Annotated in this window: 1 protein-coding gene; it reads right to left on the bottom strand. The window is 60.9% G+C overall.

Going from position 1 to position 19025, the window contains the following annotated elements:
* Window positions 1-244 precede the first annotated feature (244 nt).
* Window positions 245-19018: an Ig-like domain-containing protein gene (locus ACMGGR_RS06025; RefSeq protein WP_414148391.1), complete on the bottom strand. Its 18774-nt coding sequence runs from the start codon at window positions 19016-19018 to the stop codon at window positions 245-247.
* Window positions 19019-19025: the final 7 nt, after the last annotated feature.

Raw genomic sequence — 19025 nt, 5'->3', positions numbered from 1 at the left:
GTCGACGCTGGATAGGCATAAGCTAATCTTCGGCTGCACACTTTACTACTGGCGTAAATCTGGAAAGTTGCCTAAAAAGACAACTTTTTCTTATTAGTGCCGTTTACATCACTTTACTCAAAGATAACTAAATCTTTACATTGTAATTTTTTGTATATGACACCCTGCCAGCATAAAGCATAATTCCTTCTTAACTGTAGACGCCCTGCGCAAGAACAACCGCCCTTGCGCAGGGAAACCTTTGTTACACAACGTGTACCTGGAGATTATGCTGCACCAGCACATCACCCAGCGTGTTGGTCGAGGCCAGCGCGGAGTTGTGGTAAACGTCGAAAACCTGACCGTCAACCGTACGCTGCGCCGTGGCTGCCCAGGTGCCGCCGTCGCCGTTAGCCAGCGTAACCTGATCGCCCGTTACCCCTTTGATCATCAGATCGTCAGTCTGTTTGTCGGTAATATTCAGCGCCTCGTTAAGGTTAAGCTTGACGCTGTTGGTGCCGCTACTGCCAAGGTTGATGATTTCGATATGCTCTACTTTCAGGCCCAGGGTAGTGAGATCCAGCGTCATGTTATCGCCGCTGAGCACCAGCGTATCGGTGCCCGCCCCGCCGTCGATATGGGTAAAGTTCAGCGTGTTCAGCGTGACCGTGTCGTTGCCGCTGCCGCCCGTCACCGAAGCGCCCTCCTCGGTATGGCCATCCGCCAGCGTCACCACCAGGCCGCCGATGGTGTAGCTGCTGTCATCGGCGACGGCAGTAGCCGTAGTCGTATCTTCTGACGTCGTCGTGGTTGCGGTGCTGTCTGTACTGCTGGCGGTCGCGGTGGCGCTATCGGTATGGCTGGTGTCGGTGCTCGCGGCGGCTACGGCAACTTTTGCCGTGACCGTGGCCGCCGTAGCCGTCGTTGAGTCGCTGGTATCCGTTGCGGCAACGGCGGTGGAGTCATCCGCCGCGACGGCCAGCAGCGTCGTGGCTGCCGTTGCGGTTGCGGTCGAGGTAGTACTGGCTGGCAGCAGAGAACCCAGCAGCAGCGTATTACTGGTCGACGCCGGGTTGCCTGCCGCATCCACGGCGGTCACGGTAACAATCGAATTCAGACTCAGCGCGGTTAACACCGTACCGGTGAACTTCGCGCTGTAACGACCAGTTGCGTCGGTAACAACGTTTAGCGTGGTGCCGTTCAGCGTGACGTGTAGCGTGGTGCCCGCCGCCAGGTTCAGCGTGCCGCCCGTGACGGTTAAACCAGACACTAAGACGTTAACCAGGCTGAGCACCGGATCGACGCCAATCGCCGGCAGGTTATGCGTGACTGCGGTAAAGGTATCGCTGCCGGTTGAAGTGTTGCCTACGGCATCGGTGACGGTCGCGGTGATAGTGTAATTGCCGTCGGCAATGCCTTTTAAGGTAGCGGAAGGAATGGAGACGCTCCACGCGCCGCCCGTGCCCACCGTAGTGGTATAGGTATTACCCGCAATGCTGACCGTTACCGTACTGCCGACCGCATTGGTTGATGTGCCGCTGATGGTTTCTGCAACGTTGGCTTCGCTAAGGTTTAGATAGTGGTCGCCACCAAATACCGTACTGTTGGTAATGGTAATAGTGGGCAGCGAGTGGGTTTTAACCACTGCCGTATCCGTACCTGAACCCGTATTGCCTACGGCGTTAGTAACGCTCGCAGTCACGGTAGTCGTGCCATCCGCCAGCGCGGCCAGCACCGTAGCCGGAACCGATACGCTCCACGTACCGTTGGCACTGATAGTGGTAGTTAAGGTAGTCGAAGTCCCTACGCGAACGGTCAGGATCGACCCCTCGGCGTTGGTTGACGAACCGGTAATAGTTTGCGCAGACTGCGCATCCACCGCGCTTAACAAGCCATCGCCAAAGATGGAAGAGATAGTCACCGATGGCGGCGTCTGGGCGATAACGACCAGCGTTCCGGTACTGGTGGCGGTGTTGCCATAGGCGCTGTCGGTCACCGAGGCGTTGACCGTCAGCACGCCGTTAGGCAATGCGCTGAGATCGGCTTTCGGCACGTTGAGCGTCCAGCCGCCGCTGCTGTTAACCGTGGCGGTATAGGTTTTACTGTTCAGCGTTACGGTAACAATCGATCCGGTCGCGGCGTTGCGGGCCGTACCGCTGATGGTCTGCACGGTGTTGATATCGTTCGCGCTGAGCACGCTATCCCCAAACACGGTGTTGACCGTCAGGGTTGGCGTGGTATGAATACCCACCTTAACGCCAGTGCTGACGCTGGCAACGTTGCCAACCGCATCGGTAACCGACACGCCAACGGTAAGGTTGCCGTCCAGCAGCGTACTCAGAATAGCTGGCGTGACCTGGGCACTATAAGCGCCGTTTGCACCCACTGTCGCCGTGACAACGGTATCGCCCAGATTAATGGTGACCGTTGACCCTTGCGCAACGTTGCTGACCGTCCCGCTAATGGTTTGCGTTGACAGCGATTCGACCAGGTTCAGCACGCCATCGCCGCCGAACACCGGGTTCAGCGTAATTGTCGGCAGCGCGTTAATGCCCACGACCGCGCCAGCGGTGGCGGAACTGGTATTGCCCGCGCTGTCCGTAACGCTGACGCCTACCGTTAAATTACCGTCTGCCAGACCTTGCAGTATTGCTGGCGTCAGCGTCACGCTAAACGCACCGTTTGCCGCGGTAGTGGTAACAAGCTGAGTCCCACCCACGGTCACTACCACGCGATCGCCCGCTTCGGCATTAGCAATGGTGCCGCTCACCGTTTGTCCAAGCGCTGCGTCCGCCACGTTCAGCAGGCCGTCGCCAAACAGTTCGGCGATATTGATTACCGGCGCGGTCAGTTTCGCCACCAGGTTACCGGTGGTGGTCGCGGTGTTGCCTGCCGCATCGGTAACGCTGGCGCCCACGGTAAGGTTACCGCTGGTCAGCGTACCCAGAATGTCCGGCGTAACCGTCGCGGTAAAGGTGCCGTTTTGCCCTACGGTAGCCTGAATGGTAGAGCTGCCCAGCGTCAGGTTAATAGTCGAGCCTGCCGCTACGTTACTCACCGTACCGCTGATGGTCTGGTTAACCAGCGCATCGGCAATATTCAGGACGCCGTCGCCGAAAACAGGGTTAAGCGTGATAGTCGGCTGCGCGGTGAAGATACCAATAGTGGTTGAGGTAGAAGCCGTATTCCCCGCCGCATCGGTGACCGAAACGCCCAGCGTCTGGTTGCCGGTGGTTAACGCCGCCAGATCCAGCGCCGGAATGCTGACGCTCCAGGCACCGTTAGCCTGTAAGGTGGTCTGATAGGATTTACTGCCCAGCGTGACGGTGACGGCGGAGCCAGCCGTGCCGTTAATCGTCCCGCCGACCGTCTGCGCCACGGCGGCTTCCGCAATATTCAGCAGATTATCGCCGCCAAACAGTCCGGTGAGCGCGCTAATCGTTGGCGTTTCCAGAATCGCGGTGACCGTTTCGCCCACGGTACGCGTGTTGCCCGCCGCATCGGTCAGCGTCAGGTTTAACGTGGTGTCGCCGTCGCTCAGTAAACCAAGCAGGCTCGGCGGCACGACCAGCGCAAAGCGGCCATCCTGACCTACGTTAGCGGTGAGCGTGGTGCCACCCAGCGTCAGCGAAACCGTGGCGCCCGTACCGGCAGAAGAAGCCAGGCCGGTGATAGTTTGCGCCACCGTAGTATCCGTCGCGTTCAGGAAGCCATCGCCGAAGACAGAATCCACCACCAGGTTTAGCGCGGCGTTGACAACTTTGTTAACCGTCAGCGTGGCGTCGGTGGCGTTACCCGCCGCATCGCTAACGCGCAGGCCGAAGACCAGCGCGCCGTCCGCCAGACTGCCAAGGACTTCTGGCGTGAGGTTAAGGCTGAAGGTGCCGTCAGCGTTAACCACGGCCGTCGCAATTGGCGAGCCGTCGCCAAGATAGAGGCCAATCGTCTGGCCTTCGGCTCCGGTCGCTGTCCCGGTCACGGTCTGGGTAGCAAGAATATCCGTGGCGTTAAGCAGATTGTCGCCCAGCAGCGCGTTCACCTGAATCAACGGCGCGGCGGTATCTACCGCAAAATTGAGCGCCGCCGTGCCGGTGTTGCCCGCCGCATCGGTCAGGCTGGCGCTGATGGTCTGGCTGCTTTGGGCCAGCGCCTGCAAATCGCCCGACGCTACCGTGGTTGACCAGCTGCCGTCCGCCTGCACTACTGCGCTGTAGGTTTTGTCATTCAGCGTCAGCGTGATTGCCCTGCCCGCCTCGCTGGCAGAAGCCGTACCGCTGATGGTCTGGGTGGTCGCCGCTTCCGCACTGTTAAGCACATTGTCATCGGCAAAGGCGTTAATGGTCACGGTTGGTACAATGCGGTCAACCAGCACCTGGCTGGTGCTGTTCAGCGTGGTCCCCTGATCGGTGGTCAGCGTCGCCGTAACGGTAGCCGTGCCCTCGGCAATATTGGCCGTGGTATTCGGCACCGTTAGCGTCCAGGTGCCATCCTGACTGTTGACCGTTGCCGTGCCGGTTTGCGCCACGCCGTTGATGCTGACGGTTACCGTTCCCGCCACCGCACCGCCCGTGGTCGGCAGATTGGTGAAGCTGCCGGTCAGCGTCAGCGTCGCGCCGTCGGTACTGTTAATAATGTTGTCACCGGAAATCGGATCCAGTATCAGCAGCGGCGTGGCTGGCGGCGTCAGATCGACCGCCACGCTGGCGGTTGCCGTGCCGGTATTACCCGCCACATCCGCTACCGAGGCGGTAATCGTACCGGTATCGCCAGTGGTGCCGAGCTGCGCCAGGATTTCCGGCGTCAGGTTGACCGACCAGCTGCCGTTTGCGGCGACCACGCCGTTAACGGTGGCCGTGCCGATAGTTACCGTCACCAGCTGACCTTCCTGTGCGCCGGTAGTGGTCCCGCTCAGCGTCTGCGTGGTCAGGCTTTCCTGGTAATCCAGCGCGCCGTCGCCCGTTAATGCGGCAATAGTGACGGTCGGGATATCGGTATCCACCGTGAAGCTGCCCGCCGCCGTAGCGGTATTACCGCCCACGTCCGCCGCGACCACCGTATAGTTCTGCAAGCCCTGGCCCAGGGCAGTCAGCTGCGCCGTCGTTAGCGCCAGCGTCCAGTTGCCGTCCGTGTCTACCGCAGCAGCATAATTGTTGCCGCCCAGCGTGACCGTGACCGTCTGGCCGTCGCCCGTTAAGCCGGTTGCGCCGGTCAGCGCCGCCCCTGCCGCTACGTCAGCCGCGCTAAGATAGCTGTTGTCAAAAGGTACATCCAGCGTTGGCGTCGGTGCGGTCAGCGCCGCGGTAAAGTCAAGCGTACTGGTATTGGTGTTGCCTGCCGCGTCGATCACGGTGACGCTAACCGAATGAGTACCGTTATCCAGCGAGCTTAATGCGCCTGCCGGTAAAGCAACCGCCCAGTTACCGTTGGCGTCAACCGTACCGGTATAGACGATGCCCGCCACGTCAATTTGCAGCTGTACGCCCTGGTTAGCCCCCGTTACGCCAGTCGTACCGGTCAGCGTGATCGCCGAGCCTGCCTCCGCGATATTCAAAATATCATCGGTAAACAACGGGGATCCAATGGTTGGCTGCGGCAATGCCAGTAGCGCATTAACATCCAGCGTAGCCGTATCGGCGTTGCCCGCGCTGTCCGTCGCCGTTACCGCAAAGGTGTGGGTGCCGCTGCCCAGCGCCGTCAGCTGGGCAGAAGTGAGATCCAGCGTCCAGTTACCGTTGTCGTTTACCGTGGCCGTCAGTGGCGTACCGCCGTCAATGGCTACGGTCACGGTCTGGCCAGCCGCCGTCAGTCCCGTATTACCGCTTAGCGTCTGCGTGGTTGCCGCTTCGGCCACGTTGAGCTGACCGTCGGTAAACGGCAGATCGATGGTGACCGCAGGCAGCGTATTGACCACTACCACGGCTGAATCGGTGGCCGTGGCTACGTTACCTACCGCATCCGTCACCGTTACCGTTACCGGCAAAGTGCCGTCCGGCAGCGCGGTGAGTACGTCCGCGCCTAAAGGCAGCGTCCATGCTCCGGTAGCGGTATCGACCGTGGCCTGATAAGCCGTGCCGTTGATATCCACGGTGACCGTTTGCGCGCCGGTGATGCCCGTTGAGCCATCCAGCGTCTGTCCCGCCGCTGCTTCTGCCGCATTCAGGGTGCCGTCGACAAAAGGCTGCGTCAGCGTTGGCGCTGGTAGACCGGTGACGATAGCGGTATAGGTCAACGCGTTCGTTGCCGTGTTACCCGCCACATCGGCAGCGGTAACGTTAATAGTATGCTCGCCATTACCCAGCGTGGCGGCCAGGGCTGGCGTCAGCGTCGCCGTCCAGTTGCCGCTGGCGTCTACGGTGGTTGCAACCGCATTGCCATCAATGGTTAAGGTTACGGTCTGGCCAGCGCCAGTGGTGCCGGTGGTGCCGCTGATAACCTGATCGACCCCCGCCTCGGTAGCATTCAGCAAACCATCCACAAACGGAGTGGCAATGGTGACGGCTGGCAGCGTGGTCGCCAGCACTTCGACGCTGGCCTGAGCCGTGGCCGGGTTGCCTGCGGCATCCGCACTGGCAACCGTTAGCTGATAAGTGCCATCGGCCAGCGCGGCCAGAGAACCCGCCGGGACGGTGGCGCTCCAGGTGCCGTCTGCCGCCACCGTGCCGTTAAAGGTCTGGTCTCCGACAGTCACCGTTACCGCCGAGCCTTCCGCCAGGTTGGTGGCTGTACCGGTTAGCGTTTGCTCTGTGGCCGCCTCGGTGGCGTTGACCAGACCGTCGACGAACGGCGTATCCAGGGTCAGCGTTGGCAGCACGTTAACGGCAACGGTGAGGTCGGTGATATTGGTCGCCACGTTGCCGCTGGCATCCGTCACCACCACGATAAGCAGGTTGGAACCATCGCTCAGCGCCTGCAGATCGCCGCTGGCAATCGTCGTGCTCCATGCGCCGTTAACATCTGCCGTCGCCGCATAGACTTTGTTATTTAACGTGATGCTGACCGGCAGACCCGCGTCAGTGGTGCCGCTTACCACCAGGCCAGCCGCCGCATCCGCCGCGTTCAATATATTGTCAGTGCCGGAGCTTAACGTGAGGTCCAGCAGCGGCGGCGTGGTATCAACGGTAAAGTCAGAAGAGGCCGTTGCCGTGTTGCCCGCCACGTCATTGCCGCTGGCGGTAACCGTATTGGTTCCCTGTGAAAGCGCCTGTATGGCCGCTGCCGGAACCGTGGCCGTCCAGTTGCCGTCCACGTCTACGGTACCGATATAGGTGGCACCATTCAGCGTTACCGTCACGTTATCGCCTGCCGCAATACTCTGGCTGGTGCCGGTGATCTGCACGTCGTTTTGCGCTTCATCAAGGTTAACCGTGTCGTCACTGGTCACCGGATCGATGGTAATGGTCGGCAGATCGGCGGCCTGCGCCACCACGGTAAAGTCGGCGGAAGCGCTGCCCGTATTGCCCGCCACGTCGGCTACCGCTACGGTGAGCGTTTGCGCGCCGTCCGGCAGTGCGCTGACGTCCGCAGCCGGAACCGTGGCCGTCCAGCTACCGTCCGCCTGCACCAGCGCCGTATAGGTCAGGCTGTTAAGCGTGACGGTCACGGTCTGGCCTTCGGTAACGTTGGTGGTGGTGCCGGTCAAAGTAAGATCCTGCGCCGCCTCGGCCTGGTTGATATAGCTGTCGCCGCTGACGGGATCCAGCGCGATAGTCGGCTGGCTGGCGACGCTGGCGTCAACCGTTACCGTCAGGGCCTGGGTGGTGACGTTGCCAGCCGCATCGGTCAGGCTGACGCTGACCGGGTACGCGCCGTCGGCAATCCCTTGCGTCACGCTGGATGGCAGATTAACCGTCCAGCTACCGTCGTCCTGCACCGTCTGCTGATAGTTGACGCCGTTAAAGGTGACGGTAACCAGCTGGCCTGCTTCGCTCGCCGAAGCGGTTCCCGTGATGGCTACCGGCCCGACGCTTTCCGCCGCATTGATAATGTTATCGCCCGCAACCGGAGCGATGGCCAGCGTCGGTGCCGTAAAGTCGACGTTAACAGAAGTGGCAATCACCCCCGTATTGCCTTGCGCATCTGCGGCGGTGACGGTCACCGTCTGGATGCCTTCACCCAGCGCCTGTAGCGTGGCCGCCGTTACCGGCAGCGTCCAGCCACCGTTAGCATCCACGGTGGCCGTGTAATCCGTGCCGCCAAGGTTAACCGTGACCGTCTGGCCTGCGCCGGTTACGCCAGTGGTACCGCTTAGCGTCTGATCGCTCTGCGATTCAGCAATGTTCAGATAGTTATCGACAAACGGTGTATTGATGGTCGGCTGCAGCGCAACGGTCACCAGCGTGACGGCCGTCGCGGCCGTACCAACGTTGCCCGCCGCATCGGTCAGGCTGACGGTCAGCGGATAAGTCCCGTCTGGCGAAGCCTGCAGCAGCCCGGCAGGCAGAGCCAGGCTCCAGCTGCCGTCGGCCGCCACGGTGGTGGTATAGTTTTGTCCGCTCAGCGTTACGGTAACGAGCTGGCCCTCTTCCGCGCCGGTGCTGCCGCCGCTGACGGTAATATCGGCCGCCGCTTCGGTAGCGTTCACCACGCCGTCGCCCGCTATGGTATTAAGCGTTACCGTTGGTGCAACGGTATCTACAGTGACCGGAACTGCCAGCGTACTGGTATTGCCAGCCGCATCTGCAACCGTGACCTGTAGCGTATTCGCGCCCTGCGGTAGTGCCTGAAGTTCGGCTGCCGGTACGCTGATGCTCCAGTTACCCGCCGCATCCACTATGCCGGTATAGGTTGTTGTCCCAACCACAACGGTCACGGTTTGACCGTCGCCCGTAACGCCCGTCGTACCGGTCAGCGTCTGCGCGGTCGCCGCCTCGGTGCCGTTAAGCGTGCCATCGTTAAACGGCGCGTCGGCCGTGGCCGCCGGCAAGCTGTTAACCTGTACGTTTAGCGTTGCCGTGCTGGTGGTGGTCGCGCCCGTCGCGTCGGTGACGCTGGCGGTCAACGTATTAGCGCCATCCGCCAGTCCGGCCAGGCTCGCTGCCGGAATAACCGCATTCCATGCGCCGCCGGTTCCCACGACGCCGGTAAAGGTCTGGCCGTTAAAGGTGACCGTGACCGTCGCGCCCTGCGTTACGCCAGTGGTGGTGCCGGTAACAATTAATGAATCCTGCGCTTCCGCCGCGTTCAGATAGCCGTCGGTGCTCAGCGGATCGATGCTGACGCCCGCCGCAGTGGCATCGACGGTAACCTCGTGGCTGATGGTGATGGCGTTGCCCGCCGCATCGCTGACCGCCACGCTGAAGGTAGCCGTGCCGTCAGCCAGCGAGGCCAGCGCCGAGGATGGAATAGCAATGCGCCATGCGCCGCTGGCGAGCACGCGGGTGAAGTACGCTACGCCGTTCAGCGTCGCGGTCACCTGCTGGCCCGCTTCTACATTGGTCGTGGTGCCGCTCAGATATTGCGTGGTTTGCTGGTCAGCGCCGTTTACCGTGTCGTTGCTGGCAAAAGCGTCAACGGTAATGGTTGGCTGTCCGGCAGGGCTCGCTTTGACGGTGAGCGGGCTGTCGGTGGTAGTGGTGTTGCCCGCCGCATCGGTTGCGGTGGTGGTGACGACATAGCTACCGTCCGCCAGATTCCCCAGATCGGCGGACGGAATGCTCAACGTCCAGTTACCGTCTGTGCCAACCGTGGTGGTGTAGTTAACATTGTTAAGCGTGACGACGATGGCGGAATTCGCTTCGCCCGTACCGCTGACAGGCAGATCGCTGGCCTGCTCAGTCGCGTTAAGGACGTTGTCTCCGGCAATATCGTTAACGCTAACGGCGGGTGCCTGCGTGTCTACGCTCAACGTCAGACTGGACGATGCAATGTTGCCTGCCGCATCGCTGACCGTAACGATAGCGACAGTGTCACCCTGCGGCAGCGTCTGCAAGACGTTGGCCGGAACAATAACGCTCCAGTTACCGTCGCCGTCGACCGTACCGGTATAGGTGATGCCATTAATCACTACGCTGGCATTCTGGCCGTCGCCGGTGACGCCAGTGGTGCCGGTCAGCGTTTGCGCCACGGCGGCCTCGTCGGCGTTCAGCGTGCCGTCGGTAAATGGCGTATCCGTGGTCACCGCTGGCAGCGTGGTAATGGCAACGTTTAGCGTGGCATTGCTGGTTACGGCATTGCCGTCAATATCGTTCACGCTGGCGCTGACGGTTGCAGCCCCTTCAGGCAATGCCGCCAGATCTGCCGCTGGCACCGTCAGCGTCCAGCTACCGTTGGCGACCTGCGTTGTATAGTCCACGCCGTTCAGCGTGACGGTCACGGTATTGCCTTCCGGGATGTTAGAAACGGCACCGCTGACGGTCAGATCGTTCTGCGCTTCGGCGGCATTCAGATAGCCGTCATCACTGATCGTATTGATAGCGACGGAACTGATGTCCGTATTGATATCAAAGCTGCCGGTTACGCTGGCGGAATTCCCTGCCGTATCACCAACGGAAACGCTATAGGTCTGCGTGCCCGTAGAGAGCTGTTCCAGCACGGATGAAGGAATGGTCACGCTCCAGGCGCCGCTGTCCTGCACGATGCCGCTATAAATCGTTCCGTTTAGCGTGACGGTGACCACCTGGCCCGCCTGAACGTTGGTCGTGGTGCCGCTAATCGTCTGGTTAACCTGCTGCTCTGCGCCATCAAGGATATTGTTGCCCGCAAAGTTGTCCAGCGTCAGCGTCGGCAACGTGTCGGCATCCGCTACCACGGTCAGCGTACTTGCGCGGGAAGTGACGTTGCCCGCCGCATCGGCCACCGCTACGGTCAGCTGATAGTCACCGTTAGTGAGTCCGGCCAGGTCGGCAGAAGGAATATCCAGCGTCCACTGACCGTTAGCGCCAACGGTGGTGGTGTAGTCGGTGCCTTCCAGCGTGACGGTAATGGCCGCGCCATTTTCCGCCGTCCCGCTGACGGTCAGCGGCTGGGTTTGCTCCACCGCGTTTAATATTCCGTCGCCGCTAAGCGGATTGACGGTCAGCGCTGGCGCGCTCAGATCGACCGCAAGCGTGCTGGTTTGCGTGGTGATATTGCCTGCCGGGTCGCTGGCGCTGACGGCCACCGGATAGCTGCCGTTGGTTAACGCAAGGGTATCCGTGGCCGGAACGGTGACCGTCCAGCTGCCGTCGTTGGCCACGGTGGCGGTATAAACGATGCCGTTCAGCGTCACGCGCACGCTGTCGCCCGCTTCGCCCGTTCCCGTGATATCCAGCGGCTGCACCTGTTCGGCAGCGTTCAGGAAATTATCGTCGGCAATGGCGTTGACGGTTAAGGCTGGCGCGGTGGTATCCAGGGTAAGGGTATAAGGCTGGGCAAGACTGCCGCCGCTGGCTGGTGTTGCCGTCACGGTCAGCTGATAATCGCCGTCCGCCACGCCTGCCAGCGCCGTCGCCGGAATCGCCGCGCTCCATAAACCGTTGGCGGCGACGGTGGCAGGATAATCCGTGCCGTTGAAGGTTACGACGACGGCGGTAGTATCGTCCGGCACGCTGCCGGTCACGCTGAAGCCCTGCGCGGCTTCGGTAGCGTTGATAAGGTCGTCGCCGGTAATCGGATTAACGATCAGCGTGGTAGCTACCGCCGTATCCAGCGTGATAGTCGTATCCTGGGTGGTGGCATTGCCCGCTGGCGATGTCGCCGTAACGGTTAGCGTATTGTCGCCTTCCGTCAGGTTTGCCAGCGTGCTGGCCGGTACGCTTACCGTCCACTGGCCGCCTGCGCCAACCGTCGTCGTATAGGTATCGCCGCCCAACGTTACCGCGATGGTGTCGCCTTCGCTGCCCGTCCCGGTAATATTTTGCGCCTGGGTCTGCTCGGCGCGATCGATAGTGTCATCGCCCGTTACCGGATCGACCGTAAAGGTCGGCACGGCGGTATCAACGGCAAGCCCTACGTTTTGCGTAGAAGTGTTGCCATAGGCATCGCTGGCGCTAACCTGTAGCGCATATGAGCCATCGGCAAGCGCCGCCAGAGCGGTGGCCGGAACGGTCACGCTCCAGCTGCCGTCCGTCGCCACCGTGGTGGTATAGGTTTCGCCATTGAGCGCAACGGTAATGCTGTCGCCTGCCGCGCCCGTTCCGCTGACGTCCAGCGGATTGCCTTGCTCATCGGCATTAATAACATTATCACCGCCCGCCAGCGGATTTAGCGTCAGCGTTGGCAGCGCCGTCGCGACGGTAATGACTGGCGCAGGCGTAATAGTCGAAGTGTTGCCGGCCACATCAGTAACGGTCACCGTAACTTCCGACTGCCCTTGCGGCAGCGCCTGTAGCTCGGCTGGCGTCAGGTTCAGCGTCCAGTTGCCGGCGCTGTTAACGGTGGCGGTATAGTCCGTGCCGCCCAGTGTCACGGTCACGGTCTGGCCATCGCCCTGTTCACCCGTAGCGCCCGATAGCGTCTGCGCTACCGCCGCTTCATCGTTAGTCAGCACGCCGTCGGTAAATGGCGTTTGCAGCGAAGGATCCGGAACGCGATCGATATAGACGTTCAGCGTATTTTCGCTGGTAACCGTGTCGCCATTTGCTGCCAGCACGCTGGCCGTAGCCGTTTGTGGCCCTTCGCCCAGCGCCTGCAATGCCGTAGCCGGAACGGTGACCGTCCAGCTACCGTTAGCGGCAACGGTGCCCGTATAGTCCTGTCCGCCAAGCGTGAAGGTAACCGTGCTGCCTTCCGCTACGTTGGCCGTGGAACCGGTCACCGTCAGGTCGGTCTGCGCTTCGGTGGCGTTCAGATAACCGTCCGTGCTGAGCGGATCGAAGGCGACGCTGCTGAGCGTATTATCAACGGTAAAGGTTTTGGTGGTGGTGGCGGCGTTACCTGCCACATCCGTGATGGTGACGCTAAGCGTTTGCGTCCCGTTTGCCAGTCCAACCAGATCCGTGGAAGGAATGGTAACCTGCCAGGCGCCGCCGCTTTGTAGCGTGGTGGTGTATTCCACGCCGTTTAGCGTGACCGTCAGCGGCTGTCCCGCCTCCGCATTCGCTACCGTACCGGTGAGCAGCTGATCGGTCTGCTGTTCGGCACCATCAATAATGTTGTTGCTGGTAACGTTGTTGATGGTGATGGTCGGCGCGCTGGTATCTACTGTCAGCGACGTGCTGGTGGCTGTCGTATTGCCGGCCGGATCGGCAGCGGTCACGTTCAGCGTATAGTTTCCGTCTGCCAGCGCGTTAACGGCCGTATTGGGAACGGTAAGCGTCCACTGGCCGTTCGCGCCAACTACCACGTTATAGGTGGTGTCATTCAGTTCGACGTTAATCGTGTTGCCGGTTTCGCCCGTCCCGCTAATGACCAGCGGCTGGCTGGCATCGGCAGCGTTCAGGTAACCATTGGTGGCGACCGTATTTACCGTTACCGCTGGCGGCGTCAGATCGACATCCAGGGTGCGCACCAGTGAGGAAACGTTGCCTACGGCATCCGTGATGCTGACCGATACGTTGTAGCTACCGTCGGTTAGCGCCAGCAGCGCTGAGGTTGGCAGGTCGATGCTCCAGGTGCCGGTGCCATCGGCCGTCGCGGTATAGGTGATGTTATTCAGCACCAGCGTAACCACGTCGCCCTCTGCGCCATTGCCGGTCAGGGTGACGCCCTGGCTCTGCTCCGCCAGATTCAGGCGATTATCATCTGCGATAGGATCCAAAGTCAGCGTTGGTGTAGAAGTATCTACGGTAAAGGTGTTGGTCAGTGAAGAAGTATTGCCTGCGGGATCGGTAGCGGTAACGGTCAGCGTGTTATCGCCCTGCGGCAGTCCCTGCAATACCGCAGTTGGCAGCTGCACTGACCAGTTGCCGTTTGCGTCAACGGTAGCGGCGTAGGTGACCCCGTTCAGTACAACGCTAACCGCCTGGCCGCTGCCGGTGATACCCGTGGTGCCGGTGAGCTGCTGATCGACCGCCGCTTCACTGCCGTTTAGCGCGCCGTCCGTAAATGGCTCATTCAGCGTGACGGTAAAATCAGGATTAACGGCGGAATCCAGGCTCTGCGTGGTGGTGACCTGATTGCCGTTCTCATCGGTTGCCGTTGCCGTTACCGTCTGGTTACCGTTGGTCAGAGTACTCAGCGCGCTGGCAGGAACGGTAACGCTCCAGCTGCCGTCGCTGTTGGCGGTAGTTTCATAATTCGTATTGTTAAAACGCACCAGAATACGCGCGCCGAAAGAGACAAAGCGCGTGCTGCCGTGGATCACCAGCGGGCTTTGCGCTTCGGTAGCGTTAATCGCATTGTCATCGCTGATCACGCCAATAGCGATGGCGCTGAAGGTGTTATCAATGGTGAAACCACTGGCGGCCGTGGCGGTATTTCCGGCGGTATCGGCCACGCTTACGGTAAAGGTTTGCGCGCCGTTAGCTACGCCATAATAGGCCGTGGCGGGAACCAGTATGCTATAGGTGCCGTCCGCCTGTACCGCGCCGGTATATTGCGCGCCGTTCAGCGTCATCGTCACAATTTGCCCGGCCTGCACGTTGGTCGTGGTGCCGGTAACCAGCTGGTTAAGATCCTGTTCGGCACCGTCCAGTACGCCGTCGCCGGTAAAGGCATCAACGGTGATCGTAGGCTGCGCGGACGCTGAGGCAACAACCGTTAACGGCTGCTGAGCAGAAGCGACGTTGCCTGCGCTGTCCGTCGCCTGCACGGTGACGCTGTAATTTCCGTCCGTCAGCGCGCTGACGTCGCTGGCCGGTACGCTGACGCTCCAGCTGCCGTTAGCATCCGCCGTCCCGTTATAGGTTACGCCGTTTAGCAATACCGCCACGGCAGAGCCCGCTTCGGCCGTGCCCGTTACGTCAAGCGCGGCGGCGTGCTCTGCCGCATTGAGATAACCGTCGCCGGAAATCGGCGCAACCGCCAGGGCAGGCGCGGTGGTATCAATGATCAGCGGCGTCAGCGAGGTGGTCTGATTGCCGCCTGCGTCCGTCGCGGTTACGGTGATATCGTATTTGCCGTCGCCCAGCGTTTGCAGCGTGGACGGCGCGATATTTACGCTCCAGGCACCGTTAGCATCGGCCGCCGTCACATAAGAGACGCCGTCCAGCGCCACCTGGATAGTGCTGCCCGCTTCCGCCGTCCCGCTGACCGCCAGCGGCTGGTTTTGCGCCTGGCTATTAATCGTGCCGTTATCGCCCGGCACGGTGACGTTTAACGCAGGAGTGGCAGTGTCCACCGTAAACGGCGTAGAGCCTGATGCCGTATTGCCCAGTGAATCGGTTACCGTAACGACAATGGTGGCCGTGCCGTCCTGCAAGGATGCCAGCGCCGGAGGCAGCAGCGCCACGCTCCAGTTGCCGCTAAAAGTATCGACGGTTGCCACGTAAGAAATACCATCAACGGTCACCGTCACCGCCTGATCGGCAAAATTTACGCCGCTGTTGCCGGTCAGCGTTTGCGCCGTGGTGCTTTCAGCCGCGTTCAGAATGCCGTCGCCAAACGGCGAATTAACGATGATATCTGCCGGGAAAGAGGTGCGAACGGTCAGGTCGCTGCTGCTGGTAACCGCATTGTTGTCCGCGTCGGCTCCGGTTACGGCAATGGTGTAGCTACCGTTGGCGATACCCGTCAGCGCCGAGGCCGGTACGGTCACGGTCCAGGTGCCATCGGCATTGACGGATGTCGCATAGTCAACGCCGTTAAAGGTAACGGTTAGCGGCGTCGTGGCGGCCAGACCGGCGCTGCTGCCGCTGATAACCAAATCCGACTGCGCTTCGGTGGCGTTCAGCGCGTTGTCACCGCTGACCGGGGAAACGGCAAGCGTAGCGACGCTGTTATCTACCGCAACGTCAAAGGAACCGGTAGCCGTGCCGCTATTTCCCGCCGTATCGCTGACGGTTACGGTATAGCTTTGCGTACCGTTAGCCAGCGCCGACAGCGTGGCGGCGGGCAGCGTAACGCTCCAGCCGCCGCCAGATTCTACGGTGCCGCTAAAGGTAGTGCCGTCTGACAGCGTCAGCGTAATTGGCTGGCCCGCTGAAACATGAGTGACGGTGCCGGTCAGAACCTGGTCAACCGCCACTTCAGCGCCGTCAAGGCTTCCGTCAGCGGTTAAATCATTAACGGTGATAACCGGCGTGGTGGTAGCAAAAGTTACCGTGGTGTAGGTCTGGCCGATATTTCCTGCCGCGTCGGTCGCGATAACGGTAACGACGTAGGAGCCATCTGCAATGCCCGCCTGATCGTCTGCGCTTAAGGTTGCAGTCCAGTTGCCCGTGACAGGATCAACAGTGGCCGTCAGGTCAACGCTATCGAAACGAACCAGCACCGAGGTGCCTGGCTGGGTGGTACCGGTGATTTCCAGCGGCTGAGTGGCCTCGCTGGCGTTAACATAGCCGTCATCGCTCAGCGTATTAACCGTAACCGTTGGCGACGCGGCATCAATGGTTACCGGCAGCGTTTGCGTATTGCTGTTGCCGTAGCTGTCGGTAGAGACCACGCTGGCGGTGTAATCGCCGTTAGGGATCTGCTGGAGATCGGAAGCGGGAATGTTGACGCTCCAGCTGCCGTCCGGATTAACGGTGGTGGTATAGGTTACGCCATTCAGCGTGACGGCAATATCCTGGCTTCCGCTGCTGACCCCGCTAACCACCAGCGGCTGAGTGATATCGCTTTGGTTCAGCGTGGTATCGGACGGCGTGATGGTGAGCGCTGGCGCTGCGGTAACGACGTTGACCGGCGTGGTGGAAGTATTGGTGTTACCGGCAGGATCGGTTACCGCTACGCTAATCTCATTGCTGCCCTGCGGCAGGTTTTGCAGCGCGTTGGCGGGAATAGAAACGGTCCAGCTACCGTCGTTGTTTACCGTTCCGGTATAGTCGACGCTGCCCAGCGTGACCACAACCGCCTGCCCGGCTCCCGTTACGCCGGTATTTCCTGACAGAGTCTGATCCGTTGTCGTTTCACTACCGCTGAGTACGCTGTCGCCAAAAGGCGTATTGATTCCGGCATCGGGTTCCGTGGTGATGACGTTAAGCGAAGCGGCAGAGCTGTTCTGAACTACGGTGCCATCTGCCAGCGTGGCGGAAGCAATGAGCAGGTTCGATCCTTGCGACAGCTGCTGGAGGTCGGCAGCCGGAACCGTGGTGCTCCAGCTCCCGTCGCTCGCTACGGTAGCGTTATAAGAACGACCACCCAGCGTTACGCGGATAACGGTTCCGGCAGTGAGGCCGGTAGAAAAGCCGGAAACGGTCAGGTCAGACTGCGCGTCCGCAATGCTCAGATAGCCGTCATCGCTCAGCTGGCTAACGCTGATGCTGCTGACGGCAGGAGATTCTACGGTAAAGTCATGGGTTGCCGTTGCCGCCGTGCCTGCCGTATCGGTCACCGTGGCGCTGATGGTCGCCGTCCCCGCTGCCAGCGCCTGCAAGGCGGTCGTTGGTACGGCTACGCTCCAGGCACCGTTAGCGTCGACGGCTGCCGTATAGGTCTGGCCGTTCAGCGTAACGGTAACGATCTGGCCTTCCTGCACGTTGGTGGTGGTACCGCTGATGGTTTGCGCCAGCTGCTGCTCTGCGCCGTCGAGCACGTCGTCACCGGCAAAAGCAGCAATGGCAAGGGTCGGTACGCCAGCCGCCGCTACCGTAAAGTCGTGGGTGGCCGTTGCTGCCGTACCCGCCGCATCGGTCACGGTGGCGGTAATGGTCGCTGTACCGGCCGCCAGCGCCTGCAATGCCGTGGCCGGCACGGCTACGCTCCAGGCGCCGTTGGCATCTACGGTAGTCGTATAGGTCTGGCCGTTCAGCGTAACGGTAACGGTTTGGCCCTGCTGCACGTTGGTGGTGGTGCCGCTGATGGCCTGGGCAAGCTGCTGTTCGCCGTTATCCAGAACGTCGTCGCCCGCGAAGGCAGCGATGGTCAGCGTTGGCACGGCAGCTGCTGCGTCAACGGTAAAGGCATGCGTGGTGGTGGCCGCAGTCCCCGCCGTATCGGTCACGGTGGCGGTAATTGTCGTCGTACCGGCCGCCAGCGCCTGCAATGCCGTGGCCGGGACGGCTACGCTCCAGGCGCCGTTAGCGTCAACGGTTGCCGTATAGGTCTGACCGTTCAGCGTAACGGTGACGGTCTGGCCCTGCTGCACGTTGGTGGTGGTGCCGCTAACGGTTTGGGCAAGCTGCTGTTCGCCATTATCCAGTACGTCATCGCCTGCAAAGGTAGCAATGGCGATGGTCGGCGTGGTCGGCGTAACCGTCCCGGCTTCCACGGTGAAGGTATCGTTGGCCGTGCTGGTGACGCCCTCGTTGTTGGTGACGCTTACGGTCAGCGTGTTACTGCCATCCGGCAAGGCGGCCAGCGCGGCGGCGGGAACGGTGATACTCCAGCTGCCGTCTGCGTTTGTCGTGGTGGTGTAGGTAACGCCGTTCAGTACGATGGTTACGGTATTGCCTGCTTCCGTCCCGGTGGTGGTCCCGTTCAGCGTCTGGGCTGAGCTTTTTTCCGCGACCGCGATCACGTTGTCGCCGGTAAAAGGATTGATGGTAATGGCTGGTGTAACCGGTGCGGTCGTATCGCTCCCGCCACCGCCACCGCCGCCACCGCCGTTAGCCAGAGCGGCAACGCCTGCCGCGCCCAGGCCCAGCGCGCCAATACCCGCCGCGGTGACAACCCCCGTAGTCGCACCGGTATCGGCCAGCAGCAGCGGATCGAGCGAGCCAAGGGATTCATACTGTGGCGTCAGAGCCATTACCGCTTGCGCATCGGTAAACTCTGTCGTTACCGGAAACAGAGCGTGTTCAGGAGGATGGACGCCATCGTCAAAAACCAGCTCGCTGTGGTCGCCATCAACATCGTCAAAGAAGAACTGCTGGTAGCGTTTTACGCTGCCGTCGCGCATATGCACAATGAGGTCGTTACCCTGGCGCTCAAACTCGGTCACCATTGCACGGGTGCCGTGGATACGTACCACGCTGGGTTGATTCAGGAGAACGGTATTATTCGAACTGCCAGCAGCGATTTGGGAAAGGACATTGCCATTATCGCGGGAAAGGATCTCCACGCTGCCGTCGGTAAGCTGAGCCATAGTAACC

The sequence above is a fragment of the Erwinia sp. BNK-24-b genome, from assembly GCF_047456155.1.
Lineage (GTDB): Bacteria > Pseudomonadota > Gammaproteobacteria > Enterobacterales > Enterobacteriaceae > Erwinia > Erwinia phyllosphaerae.
The sequence above is the reverse complement of the archived record's forward strand: the minus strand, read 5'-3'. Positions and strand labels throughout refer to the sequence as shown.

Bases quoted from the DNA above. Each gene is read 5' to 3' on its own strand.
- ACMGGR_RS06025 (WP_414148391.1), bottom strand. From the start codon at position 19,018: ATGGCTCAGCTTACCGACGGCAGCGTGGAGATCCTTTCCCGCGATAAT.